Below are 20,436 nucleotides of genomic sequence, written 5' to 3' on the forward strand. Positions count from 1 at the left end.
ACTAATTAACCATTAAACCTCTTGAAATTCTCTGCCTGCTCAAATATCTCCTTGAACACCTCATCTTTTGTTATTGGTGGGTAATCATTTTCAGCTAACAGTATGATCAAATCAACTTTTAATTCGGCTTTAATATCATCACGTTGATTCCAGTCCGTATATTTTGCCTTATCGTCCACTACTTTTTTAACTTCTTTAGCAAGATGAATTAACTTATCTTCTGGATAATCAAAATCATATTTGTGTGCTATTGCTTTCAGAATATCATAGAATGCTTTTTCTTCAAAGTCAATGCCCATATCTTGAAAAGAATCTTTCTCCTTTCTAAGCTCATGATATAAATCAATGATTTCATCAGTAAAATCTTCCAAAACATTACTTTGTAAAATATCTTGTTCACTACGTTCGTTGTATTTATCGACTATACTCTTAAACTTTTTAGAGAAGTCTATGCCTTGAATTTTATTAGTTTTCTTCAATTCATCAATTGCCTTTTGCAATAACTGTTGTAATAGTTTAATCTTAGTGTTTGGCAATTTTATCTTTTCAATTTTAGCTAAATAGGCTTCGTCAAAAATGTCTATTTCTTTTTGTGCGTCGTCACCTAATTTAAATATCTCTTCTACACCATCACTTTGCAAAGCTTCTTTTATCATTTCGCGAACTTTAGCATTCATTTGAGCCGTATCTGGTGCATTTCCCTTTGTAAGCTTAAAAACGATGGAACGAATGGCTAAATAAAAATGAATTTGGTCTTTTTGCTCCTCTGTAAAAGCATTGGCACCACAACAAATATCATAAGCTGCTTTCAGACGTTTTACGATATTCATAAAACGTGTTTCAATGTTTTTGGTGCGCTGTACAAATTCTGCTCCTAAGTTTAAACAATCTAATCGCTTGATACCTTCTCCAAAAAAATAGTCTGAAACATCAAACTTATGAAACAACTTAGCCAATAAATCTAATTGGTCTTTAACAACTACTATAGAGGTTTCTATATCCTCAAAATTTTGACCATCGACAGCTGAATACTGTTTTAAGGCTAAATTCATTTGCTTTTTAAATCCAATATAATCCACCACTAAACCTTTTGATTTCGATTTATATTTACGGTTGACTCTAGAAATGGTTTGAATCAAATTGTGTTGCTGTATAGGTTTATCTATATACATGGTGTCTAAAAAAGGCACATCAAAACCTGTTAGCCACATATCCACCACAATAGCAATTTTAAAGTTGGACTTTTCATTTTTAAACTGTCTGTCTAACTCCTTTCTATCGTCTTTTGTACCCAATAAGTCGTACATATCTTTTGGGTCGTCCTTACCACGCGTCATTATCATTTTAACGCGCTCCATCGGTTTGATTTCTTTTTGCTCTTTGCCTGTTAATGTAGAACCTTCTTCAAAAGCTTTTACTAATGTCCATTCTGGTCTTAAGGCAATAATTTCTTTATATAGTTGAAAAGCTATTGGTCTAGAACTACATACAAACAAGGCTTTTCCTTTAATGGTTGCACCTTCAATGATCCTAGTTTCGTAGTGCTTAACAAAATCTTCAGCAACTGCCTTTATGCGGTCAGGATCTCCAATAATGGCATTCATATTAGCAGAGGCTTTCTTACTTTCCTCTATTTGATAATCATTAGCACCTTCTTCTTCGCACATTCTATAATACTCCTCTATCTCGTAGAGTTTCTTATTTTCTAGAACTACTTTTGCTGCGCGTCCTTCATAAACTATTCGAACTGTAATTTCATCTTTTTCAGACTCGGTCATGGTATATGAGTCTATAATATCTCCAAACACATTTAAAGTGGCATCTATTGGTGTGCCTGTAAAACCAACATAGGTTGCATTAGGCAAGGAATCGTGCAAATATTTGGCAAAGCCATAGGTTTTTTCTACGCCGTATTCAGTTACTTTTATTTTTTGATCTAGGTTTATTTGACTTCTGTGGGCTTCATCAGAAATACAAATCACATTAGTTCTGTCCGTTAACAATTCCAAATCTTCTGTAAACTTATGAATGGTGGTTAGGAACACTCCTCCACTTTTTCTGCCTTTCAATAACTTTTTTAATTCTTTTCTACTTTCTACACTTATAATATTATTATCACCAATGTAGGCTTTAGCGTTCGTAAACTGTCCTGATAATTGATCGTCCAAATCAGTTCGGTCTGTAATAATTATTAAGGTTGGACTTTTAAAGTGTGGACTTCGCATAAGCAGTCTAGACAAAAACAACATGGTGTAGCTTTTACCACAACCAGTAGCACCGAAATATGTACCTCCTTTTCCGTCTCCCTCTGGTTTTTGATGCAACTTTATATTTTCTAATAACTTTGTTGCCGCGTAAAATTGTGGATAACGACACACAATTTTCAACTCATGTTTGTTGCTATCAGGAAAGTATATAAAGTGATGTATTACTCGTCTTAATCTGTTTTTATTAAACAAACCTTGAATCATAGTGTACATACTATTTATACCATCTACCTCCTTATCTAAACCTAGTACTTTTCGCCAGGCATAATAAAACTCATAGTTAGCAAAAAACGAACCCATTTTACTGTTTACACCATCACTAATCACACAAAAGGCATTGTATTTAAATAACTCTGGAATATCACGTCTGTAACGTGTAGTTAATTGTACATAGGCATCGTGTATGGTGGTATTTTCTCGTATAGCAGTTTTAAACTCAAAGACTACTAAGGGCAAGCCATTGATATATAATATACCGTCAGGAATGCGTTTTTCATAGCCGTAAATCTCTAACTGATTGACTATTTTATAGCTATTGCTATCTGTATCTGAGTAATCTATAAGGTGAATGTATAAGTCTTTTTGAGAACGGTCTTCACGCTCTAACTGAAAACCATTGCTAACCAATTTCATAATTTGCTTATTGGACTCATAAAGGTCTGAAGAACTAAACATCTCTAATTTACGTATAACACTGTTAATTTCGGTATCTGTTATATTGTCGCTTTTATATTGGTTTTGCAAATAGTTTTTAATATCCGTTTTAATGAGCACATCATTAGGTTGGCGCACAATGTTGTTCCCTAAGACATGAGGGATACCTTCATTACCCAACAATTCTATAAAAACATGCTCTAATTCTGCTTCTGTGAATTTACTCATCTTATCGTTTAATTTTCTAAGTACAACTCTTTTGTATGGGTTACATGAGGTGTCTTAATCTCTCTTACATCAAATTCTTGTTCTAATACAATAGCTGCGATACTTACTAAAACATTAATGCCATAAGTAGTGTCTGGGTTTTTAATTCCTAAATATATTTGTTGAGAAAACGAATTACCGACCTCAACATTTGCTGCTATAATATTTTCTCTAGTTCCTATAGAATAATGACTAAAATTATTTTTATTCAAAAATAAGTTTAGGTTTGCATGATCTAATAAATACACATCACAATAGTCTGCTCCTGGAGGATTAGCTAATTGGTCAATTGCAAATCCTAAACTTCCTGAATTATCAATCAATCTAGATAAGTCTGAAACCAAATTAATTTGGCTCGATGTACTTTCAATAATGTTATTATCTCTAAAAGCAGATACTGTATAATACCATTTTACAGTGTTTACAGGTAAATTAAATGGTAACGCTACCCTAGATTTACCACCTTTAAAGTAGGCATTAGAACCACTATTCACATAAAAGTGTTGGTTTTCAGTAATTTTTTTTACCTGATAAGCTTCACTTTTTACGTAACGTGCTTGCCTCACTGTGTAGGTTGTATCTGTCAAAGTACGTTGTTTAACTGTTGTGTTAAAATATGCCAATTCCTCTGATACTGGAATCCTATCTATTCTAAATTTACATATACGCCTTGCTAAAGAAGTACTTTCGAACTTAAAAATATAAATTCCAGTTTTTTTTATCGTAATTTCTTTATTGTCAATATTTACTACATTAAAATCAGAGAATATATTAGAGCCTTTATACTCTAATACCTTAAATTTTTTAAGCTTTTTACCTCTTTCTTCAGAGTAGTTAATTATTATTTTGTCTCCTTCAGCAAATCCATAAGCCAACTCATGTGTTGTCATTGCGGACATTCTAAAATTTAAATCGACGACGTTTATTGGGTTAGTTTCTGCTTGTGATTGTATTGAAATAGTAAGTAATAATTGTAGTAGGTAAAATTGTTTCATTTTTTTCTTATTGGGTTTTAACTTAATTTACAATTGCTCGTAGTACTTTTTAATTTTAGCAGCCATTAATTTACGTCTCTTTATTAAGAAATCTTTATAATCTAAATGAATAGCTGTATATAATTTATTAGGTATATCATTTAACAAAAGATTTTCTTCTAATCCTTTTCTAGAATCTAAGGTGCTAATATCAAAAACACCAGACTGTATTTGTTCCATAACTTTAGACAAATAGTCTTTTGGTGTTAACATGCCGATTTTAATATTAGTAGCTTGTTCGGTATAGACAAAATTAGCTACTTGATTGTATTGTTTTGGAGCATAGCTATTTTGAGCTAAATATTTTTTTGGAAAAATATGATGTACATCACCTCTTTGTTCAATAAGGCTACTTATTTTCATACTTTTTGATAAAAACGCAGGTGCGTTACCATAACATTGTGCTGCTAAATAGACGTTGTAAGCATTATTATTAATACTAGAGGATTCTAACTGACTTACTAATGCAAAATCCCAAAACCCTTCCCCTAAATAGTTTTGTTCCATTTGCTTTAAATAGACTTCTATCCCTTTTTCATTAATTTGCTTAATATCTTCATCTATCATGGATTCTGCAGAACCAGAATAACGCCCAATTAATAATGACATTACTAACCAACGCTTAACGTAATGCTGAATTTCAGATTCTGGCATCCCTTGATTTCGTAATTTTAAATACAAGGCATACGAAAAGTTTAAACTATTTTTTGACGAGATTAGTTTTTGATTGATTAAACCTGCCGACTTTATCAGCATAATAAAGCGTTGATAACTTGTTTGGTTAGCAAAATCCATTAAGCCTTCTGATAGCATTTGATAACTGCGTTCTGCAATATCGTTTTCATAAGTCCTGGTCTCAAAATTACGTCCAGAGAGTAACGCTACTAAATCGCTAAACTTTCCGCGACTAAATTTATATGTAAATGCTACACGCAACACATCAATGTATTCTGGCACATATAAATCATCATGACCAGAAGCCATCCATTTTATGGCACTGTAATACTTATGTTGCGAAAACTCTTTATCGTTATCTAGAATATGCTTATTAAAATCCTTATCTACAATGAGACGACAAAAGTAATCTACCAGCTTTCGCATTTTGTTACCTTCATGCGCCTCATCAGAAGCTATTTTAGACATTACAAAATCTGCGTTACTCAATACAACCCCTTTTTGGTTGATACGAATAAAAATATCTGTAACCGTATCTATGTCTAAAGAGTGGTCTAATTCTATTATACCCACTTGCTTGGTTTTTATACGTTTTAAACTTTCTATGCGATCTTCAATTAAATCCTCATCAGCTTCTGGGTTTAGTTTTAGATATTCTCTTATAGCTTTTGTTATAGAGATCTCATCGTTTATTATGGGATTGATGTTATTAATCCATTCTGGGCTTTTCTCAAATGCTTTATTTAGCACCTCAAATGTTTCAGTAATTGGGTTAAAGGCAATACGTATATTAATTTCCTTATAGTTTTTATTTAGTACACGTTGCCCAACTACAGCAGCTGTTAAGGCCGTAATACGTTGTTGCCCATCTATTAATACTTTTTTGCCAGCAGAGAGTTCTCCGTTTTTTAGTTTTACGTCTGGATTACGCCATGTAATGATATAGCCTACAGGATAGCCTTGATATAACGAGTCTATTAAGTCTCTTACCTTTTTACTTTTCCAAACAAAAGGGCGTTGTATTTCTGGTATTGCTATTTCGCCAGACTTTATCCAGCTTAATAAGGTTTCTACGGGTTGTTGGTGTACTGAGTATTTTGACATTTTACTTTTTAATTATTTAATCTTTTGAATTTGAATTTTCATCATCAGAATCTTTGGTTTCAGGTTTTATTTTAAATCCGAGTTCTCTTGATAATTCTTGAATATCTTCATTACTTATTCTTGCCTTTAAACCATCTCTAAAATCATCTTTGGATTTACCTGATTTACTTAAAATTGATTTGATACTCTCAGAATTATCCATCATTTTTTTGACACACTCTTCGAAATCTAATAATTCTGTTTTAAAAATCGTTCGCATAACGTCACTAGCTTTGTCCACCATACTTGCATGTGTTAAAAGAGGTTTTACAAAGAGAGTAAAGATCTCTGACTTAACACTATTTTTTTCAATTAAGCGGTCACGCATGTTTTTAAGTGTGTTATCTAAATCTCTATCACTTTGTTCAAAGCTTTCGAGTAACCATGCTACAGTTTCTTTGTTATCAATCACTGAATCATCAGCTATTTTTAGTAATAGCGCATCAAAAACTTCTAAAGCAAAATGATTCCAATTAATAAATCCGATAGCTTTTAACTGCTTGAATAACTCACTGTTTAAATCTTTGAAGTTTTCTTCCCATCCATCTTTAGACCTGTTTTTATAATAATTATGAAAAATATCAATTACTTTAGATGCTATATTCGATGAGCTAACTTTAAGAATTGATAATACCGAAGGATCTAGTTTTAACAACCTTTCCTGATCTAATTCATATTGGTCTTCTATGTGAAGCGTATTTAACAATTGCTCTACTTCAATATGATTTTTATCGCAAATAGAGATAATATTTCCTAATATAGGCTCCACTAAAAAGAATCGGTGAGTAGGATTTAAACTGATAAGCTTTTTAACAACACCTACAGTCAGTTTATTAGTGAAGGAAATGGATCCGACTAAGAAATCACTGTAATTAATATACCATTCTAATTGACTAGCAACTCTTCCATAAAACTCCTCATCTTCACTAGTCAGAACTTTTTCGTAAACAGATCTATAAGATGGACTACTAGCTGTGAGCAATGATAATCGTAGTGCAGCTAAATCAACAAAGATATTATCTCTAATTGTTGTAATACTTATCAAATGATGTATATCAGCGTCTAGAATCTCAGATTTTATCCCTAATTCTTCATTAGCTGTTAATTTCAACTTATCTAATATTTGAAATAATATAGTGTCATCTGTTTTGTTTGAACCTATAAATCCAAGCAATCTCTGATGAAATTTTTTTAAGTTTAATCGATCATCAATAAATCTTATAAAAGATGTTTCCTCTATACTTTCGGCTTCAAAAGTTATTAAATAATCGTCGACTTTTTCTATTTCACAATTCAACTTATATTTTAAATAGTCAACTTGTTTATAGTCAATTGCTAACCTTAGATTTTCAGGACTTATTGATTTAGACATTAAGTTATCTAAAGGATTAAGCTCTAAATTGTTGTCAGAACAAAATTTTACCACTATATCAATATTTTCGATATATTCAATAATATCAAATTTATTATTTTCCAGCCACAAGCTTCTTAAAATATTAGATAACCATCCTTTTTGCTTTCCTGACAAAAGATTTTTAAGCAAAATCAATTGATAATTTTCTACAGTCCCTGGATTTAATTCATTTGATTGCAAGTTTGAATGTATTATATTCCAAATCCAACTTTTTAGGCTACTAGTAATTTTTTTACTTTCATACAATCTATCTAGTACAATAATTGGCTTCCTATAATCCTCCAACTCAGAAATGACTGGTTTTATTATATACTTAAAAGCTGGTATTTCTTGTATCTCTATAAATTCTTCAACTTTATTATTTACCAGACTGTCACGTAATTGATTTTTATAGATTACTTCTATCGCATTATCTGAATCAATTTGATAAGCGAGTGCTGTTATATATTTTTGAAAATCTTCGTCGTTTTTATAAATAGGTTCGAGCCCTCTTAAATAACTAAACTCGGTAATTGCGGTAAGGGTATTGTCTAATATTTTTTCCTGACGCAATAAATAAATAGCTATATACCTATCTGGTATTTTATCATCGATTAATTTAATTGAAATAAAGTTGTTGATAAAAGCAACTATTTCTCTCGGTGTTATTGCTGAGTTCAATACTTCATAGGCTTGTTCTACTCTTTCAAATTCATTTTCATCAAAATTCGTAAATGCAGCTTCCCAATTCTTTTTGAAAAATTCCTTCCAACTAGACATTATTGGTGGTGCTACTCTAAATACTATATCAAAGGTTTTATTTATATAGTCGTCTGCATAATTTGTGTTAGAATCGCTATTTAAATCTGAAAAAGCATTTTTAATATGCTTTCTATCAAATGGAATAATTACTTTGATTTTATTATACTTCTTTTCAGCAAAAAATACGTGTATAGAAGACCAAACGTTTAAAATGTGTTTCTTTGGTAATCTGTCAAAGTTATCAAGAACCAAAACTAAATTTTTATTCAAATCATTATCGATTTCAGTCATCCATTCCTGAAAATCCTTCACACTTGGTTCTTCTTCTGAAATACTTTCAATTTTAGTTTCTTTCTTTTGCTTATTTGTATAAATCTGAAACGTTTCTTGAGCTGATAATTTAAATGATGTCCAAAATCCATTACAATCTTTCCAATTCTTAAATAGATTCCAAACGTAAATTCCAGCTACAATAAAAATTGGAAAAAGAACTAAAACCAATCTCCATAAAACACTTTTTATTCCTAACCAATTAGATAACTCTCCCTTAAAGGCAGTAACTGTAGGTGCATAAATTATTGCAACAAGTGCAAAAATAAAACCTACACTTAAATAAGGAAGGTTTTCTGTAGTAACCTCCTTTTTCTTAGAAAGTAAAATGGTTAACTTTTTTTCCCACTTGCCCTTTTTAATAAAATTATTCTCTTTTTTAGTTAAATAGTTAGTTAATTCTATTAAAAGTGAGCGTCTTTGTTCATCTTCCTGATGTCCCCAAACATCATAAATAAAAAATATATGGTCGCTTAGTTTGTCTTGAACTATTTTTACAAGATTACTTTTTCCAACGCCCCAACCACCATCTATACCAATAACTTGAAAAGTATTTTCTTTTATAATATTAGTAATTACATTAGAAGTTCTTTCTTGCGATTTACCTTCAAACAAATCTTTACCTAATGGCTTATTGTCAATAAAGTTATATTGCTTACTCATAATTATATGGTTATTTAAACTACTACTGTTTTAGTTTCTACTTTTGACATTTTGGAAAGAAGTAAATCTTTAGTTTTAATTAAAAGATTCTTTTCATTAGAATTTGATTGTAACATTTTTTGAAATTCAAAAAACTTATTTTCAAAAACCAGAATAATTTCTTTTGGTGGAACTATAGCTGGAAAAGTCGAAATAGTTTGTCTATCAATATTGGGAAAAGTTGAACCAGTAGCAAGAGAGATTATATCATTTAAATTTCTCTTATACATTAAATCTACAAATATTTGGGATACTTTCCCTCTTAAACTACAAACTCCCCTTCCTAAGCAATATTCTCCATTACTCTTAACGTATCTACCAACAGTACTTCCTCTAACACAAACAATTAAATCACCTTTTTTAGATAATTTTGTTGGCGAAGTAGTCCATTTTGATTTGATAGTAAAGTAATCCCCAAACTCAACTGGACCATTTACTAATGGTGTGCCAATTCCTTCTAAATTGTATGTATCTCCTTTTGGCGATTGTCCCATTTGAATTTCTATATGGTCTAAAAACACTCCACTTTTCCACCCCAAAGGAATCTCCAAATCCAACTCCTCATTATAAACCATCTCGCCACCGGAAGATTTATAAGGTTTGCCATCTGCATTAGGAAACTCAAAATCTACAAACCAATGTTTATACAAGGCTTGTGCAGTGTCTTCTAGTTTTTGGTTTAGGGTTTCGTTTAGTTTAATACGGTTTACAATGGTGTTGTATTCTTTAACGATGTCGCGTTGTTTTTCTATGGATGGGATTGGTAGTTCTACTTCGCCTATTTCGTCCCATTTAAAACCTCCTCTAATTGCACTATCACATCTAAAATCTGCATATCTATCAAACTCAGGTCTTCTAAACCACATCATTAAATACTCAGAGTCTAAAATAGATTCATCAATTACTTTAAAAACTGTATAAGCAGGTGATACGATTATTAATTCATCACTATTTTGATGTACAACAGGTAATTTATGTACTCGTATAACTGACATAAAATCACAAGCAAAATGATTTTTAGGCACCAATTTATATTTAGATAAATCTACACCAACAATATTTGAAGTAGAGTCTCTAAATTCTTTGGTCATACTTAAACCTTTAAGATTAGTTGTTTCTAAGTTCTTATTTCTTACATCAACTCTAGTTATGTAATCTCCTAATAATTTATAGTTTGATTTCATAACCTAAATTTTTAAACACGTTTAACAATTCGGTTTTAGATTGTGCTTCTTCTTTTAAAAGTGCAGCAAATTCGATTTGTAAGCTTGCCATCTTCTCCTCAAAATTGATGTTCTCGTCGCGGTTTACAAATTCGATATATTTACTTGGCACTAATGAGTAATCTTTTTTCTGTATTTCTTCAATTGAAGCCGAGTAACAATATTCTGGGATATCTTTATATTCTTTTTCACTTTGCTGCCAATCGTGATAAGTCTCACTTGCTCTTTTAATTTCATCTTGTGAAAACTGAATGTATTTCTTTTCAAAAGGGATTCCTACTTGTCTTAAATCCATAAATAGGATTTCATCTTCTCTGTTTCTGTAGTTTTTCTCTACGTCATACAATTTTACTTGTCGTTCTTTTTTATTGTTGTTTATAATCCAAAGCGTTACCGAAATATCCGTAGTATAAAACAAGTTACGTGGTAAAATTAAAATCGCTTCTACTAACTTATTTTCAATCAGTTTTTTACGTATGTCGTATTCGGTTCCTCCTCCAGACAATGCACCATTAGCTAGTATAAAACCAGCCACACCATTGTCTGAGAGTTTAGAGACCATATTTAGTATCCAACCGTAATTAGCGTTTCCTGTTTGTGGTACATCATAACCTCGCCAACGTGGGTCGTCTAATAACTCGTCTGTAGCTCTCCACGCTTTTTGGTTAAACGGTGGATTTGCCATAATGTAATCAGCCTTTAAATCTGGGTGTTGGTCTTTGGCAAAGGTATCTGCTGGCACATCGCCTAAATTGGCAGATATACCACGTATGGCAAGGTTCATTTTTGCTAACTTATAAGTGGTAGACGTGTATTCTTGCCCATAAATAGAAACGTCTTTTTTGTTACCATTGTGGCTGTCAATAAATTTCATAGACTGCACAAACATACCACCAGAACCACAAGCAGGATCGTAAATTTTACCTTTGTAAGGTTCTATAAGTTCTGCAATAAGGTTAACAATACTTTTTGGTGTGTAGAATTCGCCTTTTCCTTTGCCTTCTGCTATAGCAAACTTGCTTAAAAAATACTCGTACACTCGCCCAACAATATCTTGTTGTTGGTCTTTTAAAGTGTCTATATTGTTTATGGTATCTAGTAAAGCGGCTAGTTTACTCACATCCATATTTAAACGCGAAAAGTAGTTGTCTGGTAAGGCACCTTTTAATGAGGGGTTGTTTTTTTCTACCGTGTATAAAGCAGTATCAATTTTTAAAGCAATATCGTCTTGTTTGGCTTGGGCAATAATATAGCTCCATCGCGATTCTTCAGTTAAATAGAATACGTTGTTTTGTGCGTAAAACTCTACCATATCGATAAACTTCTCCTTTCCTTCATCTATGAGCTCTTGACGACGTTTCTGGAATTTATCACTTGCGAATTTTAGGAATATTAAACCTAGAACAACGTGTTTGTATTCTGAGCTTTCTACAGTTCCTCGTAGTTTATTTGCCGAATCCCAAAGGGTTTCTTCTATTGATTTAGTTTTTTTGGTTGTTTTTTTGGCCATTAAATCGTTGGATTATTTATTCGATTTAAAAATAGGATTTATTATAAGAATCTTAAAGTTATACCTTACATAACTTTTGCAGCCAAATACTTTTGCACCTCGTATACGTTGATACTTTTATTAAACTTTTTACTAACAGAAGGAATGTTTTCGCTTGAAATCCAAATTTTTAGCTCGGCATCCAAATCAAAAGTGCCGGAAGTTTCTAATGAAAAGCGAGATATACTTTTGTAGGGCATTGATTTGTATTCTACCTTGCTACCTGTTATACCTTGAACATCAATTAAAATAAGACGTTTGTTAGTAAACATAAAGACGTCCCTAAAGAGTTTAAAGCCTAATTCTATTTGCTCGTTATCTGTTAATAGACGGCTATACTTTTGGGTAAGTTCTTCTGTTGATGTTTGGCTTGCGTTTCCTAATATTTTGTTTAGTAATCCCATTCTCTGGTTTTTTTAATTTTATTTAAGCTACTTTTTTTTCTACTAGTTAAATGTTCTTTTTGATTGTTACATATTTTGCTAGTTTAACCCCTTTATTAATTTCGGCAAAATAGGTCTCTGATATCTTAGCTGCTTTAGCAATTTCTTTTTTATTGAACTTGCTTTTTTTGATTTCCTCAGCATACATAATTCCAAACAAATGAATCATTGCTGTTTTATCACCTTTTGGTGCTTCTTGGCACATTTTGCTTAATGCTGAGCCTAGTTGGTTTATTGTCATGTTTATTTAATATTTAAAAAGTTAATAAATAATTAAGTCAAAAAAAGTCAGAATATAAAAAGAGAAAATTACAGTAAAATTCGAATGAATTATTATGGGAATCCGTAATAATGGGATTTTATATGAGAGAAATTAATTCTTCATTATGATTTCAATCATTTCAGCCCATATTTTGTATTTATTTTCAAATTCAGGCACATAATTTTTATACAAGTCTGTTATGACCTTAATATCTTGTTGAATTTTAAAAATTTTATTGAGTTGATTGAGAATTAGGCTTCTTTCCCCATTATCCATTCCGTTTTCATCTAAATTAGGAATTTCTAGATTAGGCATTTGCTCTTTAAAACATGTTATCATTTCTTGTAAAGCGCCACTGCTAATTAGTTTAAAGGAATTGTTCTTTATTATGTAATAATCTTGATAGAACTCATCACAGTCCAAAAACTTAAAACAGGTATAACATGTATAAAAGTAATTAACGCGACTAAACACTTCAAATGGATAATTTTCGATAGTCACTGAATCTCCATCACGCAAAAAAGAATCTGCAAAAATGAAATAATTATTAGTTCGGTCATATATATACGCACTTACAATTGTGCAACAATGTGCACCGCCTGAATAAGATTGAGTAAATAAATATTTATTTTCATTTATATCTACAAATGTATGAGATGAATATCCTTGAATTCTTACCAAGTAATCGTCTAGTTTTAGAATCTGGTTAGATTCATTCTCTACATCTTTAACAAAGTAGTTATTGTCGTTTTGAGCATAAACTGAAGTAAACAGCATTAAAACAAGTATTGGAAAAATTGATTTTTTTAAATTCATCTCTTTTAAGTTTTAATTATATTAATGTTGATAACATCTACCACTCGTATTCTTAGTTTGGCGCTTACATCGCTTACCAGCTTTAGTTTTACCAGTACATTGTGACGATGTAGTTTTCTTTGTTGGTATCTTGCGGTTATCCTCTGGCGCTATGGAACTGGGTTCTGACTCACTTATTTTTATGTTTTCCATAGTTGGTTTACATACTTTACAAGCCGCGTAGCCTAAGGCTTTAGCTTTATTTAGATCAATTGCTTTTTTTGAATACTTAAGATATCTACAGTTCTCTGTATGATATTTTTCGCCAGTTTTGGTGGAATATACCGTTTGCGACATAACATTAGAAGACCATGCTATAGTCAGTAAAAACAATATAATTCTAAACTGTTTCATTCTTTAGCTTTTTTCTTTTTATGGCTGCGCCAGTTCCAAGGTGGTATGGCATTAGGGTCTGCCCAAAGTCCAGTCTTCTTTTTTCTAGCATTATCTTCTAAAACTTGTAAGGTAGAATCATTAGAGTATTTTACGAAGTGCCAGGCCATACCCGCTTTTAATAGTTCTTTACTTAGGTTTTTATTGTCATCATAAATTACATTGGCTATAAACCGTCCGTACCGATCTTTATTTAAGACTAAGATTTCTACATTTTTACCAAAAATAGCATCAGATGTAAATTGTTTTGCGCGCTTTGAAAATGGTTGTTTACGTTCCGGGCAATCTATATTTGCTAAGCGTACTCTAATAAGCGTTGAATCTTTTTTTAGAAGTTTGAAGGTGTCACCGTCTGTTATGGCGGTTACTTTGCCATGAAAGGGTTGATTAATGTTAGTTCTACCCAAAAATGTATACGAACTCAAACCTAATAACAATACAATAAATAGAAGCTTATATATTTTCATAGCATTTTTTAATAGGTTTTTGTTGAAATGTAATATGAGCTTGAATATTCCCCAAATAAACTTTCGGTCCCTGCAAAATTCCTCACATTTGAAGCATTAACAGAAGCTGCTATCTTGTATACTCCACTTTTTAGTTTAATAGATGTTTGACTAAATGGTGCAATACTTATTTTTTTTACCTCTGCTCCACTATAGCGCAAAGTAAGCGTATACTTAGTATCATTTTTAATATCTACCACTGACTGCCTACTATTTCTTTCTCCCAATAATTGAGATGCTGGAATTTCGCCGTATTCTCCCTTAAATATTTCTGAAACTTCGAGCATAATAATTGTTTTCTCAATATCATTTTTCTTAGGATGATTAGGGTAATCTTCTAAAAACTTCTTCCAAGTACTAGATGTTTCAGTTTTTACGGCATTAGCGTAAGCATTTTGTTTAGCTATCTCCTTAAGTACATTTATTTTATTATTAGCTAATGCTGAATGTTCCTTTACTTTATTCTGATTTAGATAGTCTTCTAAATCTTTTATTTCCTCAGCATTCTTAATAAGCTCTTCTATCTTATTACTTGCTGCAATCGCGATATCTGGATTAATATTATTCTCTAATAAAACTAAGACTGATTGAATATTGACTGCTTCACTTATTTTAATAATTATTAATTTAATTTTGGAATCTTTTAGTAGTTCTTGGGCTTCTAACACCTCGTTATATGTAGCAAAACGATTAATTAAATCCTCTAAAGTTAAGATTGTATTTTCATAGTCTTCTTTTGCATAAAACACTCTTGAAATACTTAATAATTGCTTTATAGAATCGTGCTCTCTTTTCTTTAGTTCCTCTAAACTATACTCTGGTAATTTATTGTCGTTTTTACAACTGAAAAAACATGTTGTATACAACACTAATAGACTAATATATAGTAAACGCATTGGTACTGGTTATTTGGTTATACAATTCACTCGTTAAAATAATCAATAGTGTACTAATGGTAAGCCAAACAACAGCATGTAACCAACTATTATTTAATTTTATAAAAACGTTACAGATTAATTTACTTAGCACGTAAGACACTAAAAGCAACACAACGTTAACAACAAGTACAATTGAGCAAATACCAAAAACGGTTAAGAGGTTATCATTGTTATTTGTTTGATATGTAATAAAATTAACAAAGGGTTTAGCTAATATTAACAGTGATATTGTAACTGAAAGATTACCTGCTATTAGAAGCGGTAAGTTTAATTTTAAGTCTTCTTCTTCTAGCTTAAAAAGCTTTATCCCTTTATAAAGTATAGCTCTATTTAATACTATTAATAACACTAGATAAAATAGCAGTATAAATAGTAGCATAATTAAAAAATTTGATGATTCCATAGTCTATTTATTTAATATTTAAATTCCAATAATTAGTATTTTGTAAATCTTGTGAGATTTCGCCTATTTTAAATCCTTTACTCGTTGTTTCCCATAAATAATAGTCTTTTCCATTATGATTGATAGACGTGGTATTTTCAATTACAATAGGTAATTGTATACCTAATAATGAATGTTTATAATGATCACTACCAAAAATAGCAACATTATAACCATAATGTTTTAATATAGTGAATAAGAACAATGTTCTTGAATCGCAATCTGCTTTTAAATCTTTTAAAAATTCTGAAGGTGATTTTAATCCATACTTTACATAACCTTGACAAGGATTGTGCTGAAGCAATTTTCGTAAAGACTCATCTTGATAATCAAAAGGATTACAGGACTCGTTTAAGATAGCCACATAAGGAATATGTTGTACCATTGATACAATAACATCTGGAAAGTCATTTTTTGAAATATTGTTTCTAGACTTTATAGAATCTAAGGACTTGTATACAAAATATAAAGACTCTCTAGATTCTTGATATAATCTCTTTAGAAGAAAATTATAATCTTGTTCTGATTGCAGCAAAGGAAAGGAACGCTTAATATTGTTTTCATAACTCACAAAATCACTATTAACTTTTAAATTTGTACTATAGTTATTCCTTTTAGAATCTATCCATTCTATAAAATGTATATAATCTATTGAATTGTTTTCTTTAACACGTTCTGTAGTCTCAGGAATTTTAATTGGCTTTTCTTGAGTTACGACAGTATTAAAATCTATTACACTGAATAAATTAAACAATGTAAATCCAATTATACCAATGAAGAGTAGGTTTAACAAATAAACTAAGATGTTGAACCTTCCTAGAAACTCAAAAAGCTTAGGAACCAACCATAGCCCGAATAGAATGCCAAAAAACCATAAGCTATCCCAACCGAAAGCTGATATCACTACAAATAACAAACAAAGTCCTATTCCTAAATAGAACAAATACCCAATTACTTGAAAAAGCAGAGCAATACCCTCAAGTAAAGAGCCCATGCATCCTACCTTTTCTTCCTGTTCATTTTTACTTTTATAACCTGAACCCTCCTGATATTGACTATCTACATCACCAAATAATGAACTTAAACGTTTATTAGAGTTATATGCATCTTTAACATCACTCCAAAATGATCCTGTTTTTGGACTTGGTACATTTTGATATTTTGTAAAAAGTGCTGTAAAATGTAAATCCTTTTCTATTGTGATTTCTAGCTCTTCCGAATCAAAACTTCTAAAATCATCTTGCCACTCAATAAAAGTTGCATTAGTATTTGGGATAGCTCTTATATTGACCTTTTCACCGATTGCATAATATTCCTTTTTGGGTTCAATTTCAATCTTTCCTTCACCTAAAACACTTGGGAAAAGTTCGTAAAAACTAATTTTTTCTATTTCTTCTCTATTGTTCTTTTTTAGTCCATATACCTTTACATTTATTGTAGAATATATCTTGCCCTCATCTTTTATTGTGTTGAATCGATTTATTTTTAATTCACCATTTTCTGTAACAAAAGCATCATCGCAAATAATTTTATCAAAATTGGCATTAAATGCGAGTTCTTTATCACCATCATTAACATAAGTAGAAATGTTATAAGGTAATTGAAGTGCAAAAACTCGATCTTTATTTATGCCACTTGGCAGATCTGGAGCAATATATTTTTTATTTACATGTAACTTTGTAGAAAGAATACTTTCTACAGAAAATTCATCACCATTTATAAATTGATTTAATCTGCTCCCTGAAAATTTAAGCTCTAAATCTCCTTCTACATAGTTGTAGTCTTCATAAACGATTACGGTTTCAATTATTTTCATTCAATAACCATTTAGAAAATTCTGAATCATTTTGAAAGACTACATTATTAATTTTAATAGTATTAAAAGGTGGGTCTTTATACTTAGTTTCCCATGATAAGTTCAGCGCTTCGTACTCTGTATGTAATATTTTATTATAAGCCTTTACAAACAAATCATGATGCTCTAATACTAACTTGTTTTGTATTCTTTTTTTATTTTGATAATAATTAGACTCTAAAGAAATCCGAGACTTGATTAGTACTGGTGAAATGAAAATTATTATAAATAAAACTGAAAATAGCCATATGAACCATGTGCTAGAACTAGTATCCATTAAAATCATTTTTTTAATAAAAAAATTTCGTGAATATTGATAATCAACATAATTTTTTAACCTTTCGGACTTTTCAGCCTGAAATCTAGCAACCTCTTCATTCAAAGTCTCATGTGGTAAATTTAGACTTTGTCTTTCCTTTAATTTATAAACATATTCGTTATTTAATTTTTGATTCCTATTTTCTATTTCTCTTATTATATCTTCATGCAATAGAGCATCTACCTTATTAGAAAACAAACTATATTCAATTGGTTGAGATACTATAACACCCAGAAAAAGTAGAAACCCTACTCTAATAACATATGACACAATTATTCCAGATTTGTTAGCCTTCCTTTTAGGCAGAACATTTTTGGTAAGTGTGTGTAATATAAATAAGTACAGGAATAATATTATAAAAGCAAAATAGACACCAATAGCAAAACCATAATAATATGACTCTAGCAGTTCATATACGCCATAAGTAAAGCTTATACCTGTTACTAACAAAATGCTAATAACTAGTAGCCCTATTATACTAAATTTAACCCTCGTTTTCTTTAGGCATCCAGATAGTATAAATGGGTCTTCACCAGCAAACCACCAAAGAAATTTACTATGTTCTAAATATTTTAATTTCATTTAGGAATACTTAATAAAATCTTCTGGATTTTCGTCTATTTTTTTCTTTTCAGATTCCTCAAATTTCTCAATAGCATATTTAGTAATTCTAATTTGAGCATCGTGAAATTCTTTTTTCTCTTGAATTTCTTTTTCGGCATTGAGGTAACGAACTAACTCTCTTTGCACACCCTGTTTATCTTCATAATAATCTTCTTCTATATAAATTCCATTTTTAGCTAATTCCAAGGCTTTATAATTGCTAGACATATAATCATATGGTGATTTGATTAGCATTAATTTAAAGAAAATTGGAGTTAGCTCTATGGCTAAAAACAAAAGCATTAAGAAAATTGAAACCATAGGATATTCTTCCTCTGCTATTGTAATTCTCTCAGCCAAACCATCTAGACCAGATAACCCTACGCTTATATTATCAATTTCTTTATTTTTTTCCTCGACGTATCCTTTAATCTCGTTATTTAAATCCGCAATTAATGGGTCAATCCTTGAACGCTTATTGTCACGGTCAAGTTTACGGTCTTGCATAATTAAATCTAATCGTTTTGCCTGTGGTCCATAACCTCTACTTCCAACTTGGGTCATCTCTGCATTAAGATTCATTTCAGCTTGGGTTAAAGCGTCTTCTGCATTGTCAATTTCACGTTGATATTTAGCAATTGAAGCATTTTTCTCAGCAATTCTAGACACATATTTATCTTCAATTGTTTTAACGGCGTCTTCTTTTAATCGTTCTTGTTTTACCTGTAATTTAGCATCTATCTCACCTTTCAAAATTCTTATTTCCAAAGGTTTTGATATAGAAATTGCAATAATACATCCCATAATTATTCTAGGTAACGCACTTTTTAGCTCTCCCCAAGTAATCGCTTCACTACCATCACCTGTTCCAGTACTTGTAACTATAAAACGATCTATATTATAGATAATTAATCCCCAAACTAACCCAAAAATCAAAGCAATCATAGTGGTTCCTACATCTGTGCTTTCTGTAAATCCTGAAACAGTATTTAGAGCATCAGTACCACCTGTCATCTCCCATAAATCGGACACATCTGAAGCCTTAGGTTTAAATATGGTATAAAAAGCGTAACCACCAGATAATCCAGCCATTATTGCCGTCGCGACAACAATACCTCCCAAACAAAAGTATTTTATCTGGTCACTATAAGTAGATTGACTTAAGATGTATTGATCCCCTCCAGCCGCTTTCCAAAACAGCTTCATAATCTTAGACGGTTTAGGTGTTTGATAAGTTTGTTTGCTCATAGTTGTTCGTAATATTGGTTAGCGTATAGTTTTGGTTTCTTATTTTTGTTTCAAGTTTTAAAGTTTTTGAAAAATTTACCGCCTGGGTTCTTTCCATTCGTTTCTCTACCCTAACATTCAATGGAGTAATTATAGAAGAAAGATAGAATTTTTTGTGATAGACTATTTTTATTGGTTCTAATACAGATAAAGTATTTATCTTTTCAAATAAAGAAAAATTGACTTCAAGAGAGGCTACTTTTAATTGTAGAAATACAGTTTGACTGTTAAACAAACCACACAGTTTTACTTTTATAGTATGTGTATTCTTATATCGAGAAACTAAATAAACACTTTGTTTAGGGACTAATACATCGTTTATATATAGTTTTATACAATTTCCATAATAAAGTGATACATGAAAAAGTTGCTTATTGTTGCCATCATAACTACACACATGAGAGCTAATTAAATTACATTTAAATATATTGAGTATGGATTTAAGCATAAAGTTAGTTGGTTAATTAAATATAGATAAATAAAGATATAGTTAGAATTATTCTACTTAATTAATTTATAAACTTAAATTTTTAT

At 30.9% G+C, this 20,436-nt stretch carries 15 protein-coding genes; all 15 read right to left on the reverse strand.

What is annotated here, in order from left to right; all coding sequences use genetic code 11:
• Positions 1 to 5 precede the first annotated feature (5 nt).
• Positions 6 to 3,149 (reverse strand): type I restriction endonuclease subunit R, encoded by a 3,144-nt coding sequence (locus HM990_RS09145; RefSeq protein WP_178988642.1) that lies wholly within the window; start codon positions 3,147 to 3,149, stop codon positions 6 to 8.
• Between the two features lie 8 nt (positions 3,150 to 3,157).
• Positions 3,158 to 4,183, reverse strand: a complete 1,026-nt coding sequence (locus tag HM990_RS09150) for a hypothetical protein (RefSeq protein WP_178988643.1) — start codon at positions 4,181 to 4,183, stop codon at positions 3,158 to 3,160.
• Positions 4,184 to 4,210: 27 nt separating this feature from the next.
• On the reverse strand, positions 4,211 to 6,001 hold the full coding sequence (locus HM990_RS09155; RefSeq protein ID WP_178988644.1) for a GmrSD restriction endonuclease domain-containing protein: 1,791 nt from the start codon (positions 5,999 to 6,001) through the stop codon (positions 4,211 to 4,213).
• Positions 6,002 to 6,017: 16 nt separating this feature from the next.
• Positions 6,018 to 9,188, reverse strand: coding sequence for a P-loop NTPase fold protein (locus HM990_RS09160; RefSeq protein ID WP_178988645.1), 3,171 nt, complete (start codon positions 9,186 to 9,188; stop codon positions 6,018 to 6,020).
• Between the two features lie 14 nt (positions 9,189 to 9,202).
• Positions 9,203 to 10,411, reverse strand: coding sequence for a restriction endonuclease subunit S (locus HM990_RS09165; RefSeq protein WP_178988646.1), 1,209 nt, complete (start codon positions 10,409 to 10,411; stop codon positions 9,203 to 9,205).
• Complete coding sequence (locus tag HM990_RS09170; protein ID WP_178988647.1) at positions 10,395 to 11,960, reverse strand: type I restriction-modification system subunit M; 1,566 nt, start codon at positions 11,958 to 11,960, stop codon at positions 10,395 to 10,397. The genes HM990_RS09165 and HM990_RS09170 overlap by 17 nt, the downstream gene beginning before the upstream one ends.
• Positions 11,961 to 12,025: 65 nt before the next feature.
• On the reverse strand, positions 12,026 to 12,403 hold the full coding sequence (locus HM990_RS09175) for a PH domain-containing protein (RefSeq protein WP_178988648.1): 378 nt from the start codon (positions 12,401 to 12,403) through the stop codon (positions 12,026 to 12,028).
• A 46-nt stretch (positions 12,404 to 12,449) separates the two neighbouring features.
• A complete protein-coding gene (locus tag HM990_RS09180) occupies positions 12,450 to 12,683 on the reverse strand; it encodes an HTH-like domain-containing protein (RefSeq protein WP_178988649.1) in 234 nt (77 codons plus the stop codon).
• 132 nt (positions 12,684 to 12,815) lie between these two features.
• Positions 12,816 to 13,520 (reverse strand): hypothetical protein, encoded by a 705-nt coding sequence (locus HM990_RS09185; protein WP_178988650.1) that lies wholly within the window; start codon positions 13,518 to 13,520, stop codon positions 12,816 to 12,818.
• Positions 13,521 to 13,541: 21 nt separating this feature from the next.
• Positions 13,542 to 13,913, reverse strand: a complete 372-nt coding sequence (locus HM990_RS09190; protein ID WP_178988651.1) for a hypothetical protein — start codon at positions 13,911 to 13,913, stop codon at positions 13,542 to 13,544.
• Entirely contained in the window at positions 13,910 to 14,419 is a 510-nt protein-coding gene (locus HM990_RS09195) for a thermonuclease family protein (RefSeq protein ID WP_178988652.1), read from the reverse strand. Before HM990_RS09195 ends, HM990_RS09190 begins: the two co-directional genes overlap by 4 nt.
• 8 nt (positions 14,420 to 14,427) lie before the next feature.
• Complete coding sequence (locus tag HM990_RS09200; RefSeq protein WP_178988653.1) at positions 14,428 to 15,354, reverse strand: hypothetical protein; 927 nt, start codon at positions 15,352 to 15,354, stop codon at positions 14,428 to 14,430.
• 452 nt (positions 15,355 to 15,806) lie between these two features.
• Positions 15,807 to 17,654: a hypothetical protein gene (locus tag HM990_RS09205; RefSeq protein WP_178988654.1), complete on the reverse strand. Its 1,848-nt coding sequence runs from the start codon at positions 17,652 to 17,654 to the stop codon at positions 15,807 to 15,809.
• Positions 17,641 to 18,594, reverse strand: coding sequence for a DUF4407 domain-containing protein (locus HM990_RS09210; RefSeq protein ID WP_178988655.1), 954 nt, complete (start codon positions 18,592 to 18,594; stop codon positions 17,641 to 17,643). The genes HM990_RS09205 and HM990_RS09210 overlap by 14 nt, the downstream gene beginning before the upstream one ends.
• Positions 18,595 to 19,863: a DUF4407 domain-containing protein gene (locus tag HM990_RS09215; RefSeq protein ID WP_178988656.1), complete on the reverse strand. Its 1,269-nt coding sequence runs from the start codon at positions 19,861 to 19,863 to the stop codon at positions 18,595 to 18,597.
• Between the last annotated feature and the right edge of the window lie 573 nt (positions 19,864 to 20,436).

Origin of the sequence: Winogradskyella schleiferi (genome assembly GCF_013394655.1) — a bacterium.
GTDB lineage: Bacteria > Bacteroidota > Bacteroidia > Flavobacteriales > Flavobacteriaceae > Winogradskyella > Winogradskyella schleiferi.

What these genes read in the sequence shown, in the direction of transcription:
- HM990_RS09190 (WP_178988651.1), bottom strand. Translation starts at nt 13,913, where the DNA reads ATGAAACAGTTTAGAATTATATTGTTTTTACTGACTATAGCATGGTCT.
- HM990_RS09195 (WP_178988652.1), bottom strand. Translation starts at nt 14,419, where the DNA reads ATGAAAATATATAAGCTTCTATTTATTGTATTGTTATTAGGTTTGAGT.
- HM990_RS09145 (WP_178988642.1), bottom strand. Translation starts at nt 3,149, where the DNA reads ATGAGTAAATTCACAGAAGCAGAATTAGAGCATGTTTTTATAGAATTG.
- HM990_RS09205 (WP_178988654.1), bottom strand. Translation starts at nt 17,654, where the DNA reads ATGAAAATAATTGAAACCGTAATCGTTTATGAAGACTACAACTATGTA.
- HM990_RS09200 (WP_178988653.1), bottom strand. Translation starts at nt 15,354, where the DNA reads ATGCGTTTACTATATATTAGTCTATTAGTGTTGTATACAACATGTTTT.
- HM990_RS09160 (WP_178988645.1), bottom strand. Translation starts at nt 9,188, where the DNA reads ATGAGTAAGCAATATAACTTTATTGACAATAAGCCATTAGGTAAAGAT.
- HM990_RS09155 (WP_178988644.1), bottom strand. Translation starts at nt 6,001, where the DNA reads ATGTCAAAATACTCAGTACACCAACAACCCGTAGAAACCTTATTAAGC.
- HM990_RS09165 (WP_178988646.1), bottom strand. Translation starts at nt 10,411, where the DNA reads ATGAAATCAAACTATAAATTATTAGGAGATTACATAACTAGAGTTGAT.
- HM990_RS09175 (WP_178988648.1), bottom strand. Translation starts at nt 12,403, where the DNA reads ATGGGATTACTAAACAAAATATTAGGAAACGCAAGCCAAACATCAACA.
- HM990_RS09150 (WP_178988643.1), bottom strand. Translation starts at nt 4,183, where the DNA reads ATGAAACAATTTTACCTACTACAATTATTACTTACTATTTCAATACAA.
- HM990_RS09215 (WP_178988656.1), bottom strand. Translation starts at nt 19,863, where the DNA reads ATGAGCAAACAAACTTATCAAACACCTAAACCGTCTAAGATTATGAAG.
- HM990_RS09180 (WP_178988649.1), bottom strand. Translation starts at nt 12,683, where the DNA reads ATGACAATAAACCAACTAGGCTCAGCATTAAGCAAAATGTGCCAAGAA.
- HM990_RS09210 (WP_178988655.1), bottom strand. Translation starts at nt 18,594, where the DNA reads ATGAAATTAAAATATTTAGAACATAGTAAATTTCTTTGGTGGTTTGCT.
- HM990_RS09170 (WP_178988647.1), bottom strand. Translation starts at nt 11,960, where the DNA reads ATGGCCAAAAAAACAACCAAAAAAACTAAATCAATAGAAGAAACCCTT.
- HM990_RS09185 (WP_178988650.1), bottom strand. Translation starts at nt 13,520, where the DNA reads ATGAATTTAAAAAAATCAATTTTTCCAATACTTGTTTTAATGCTGTTT.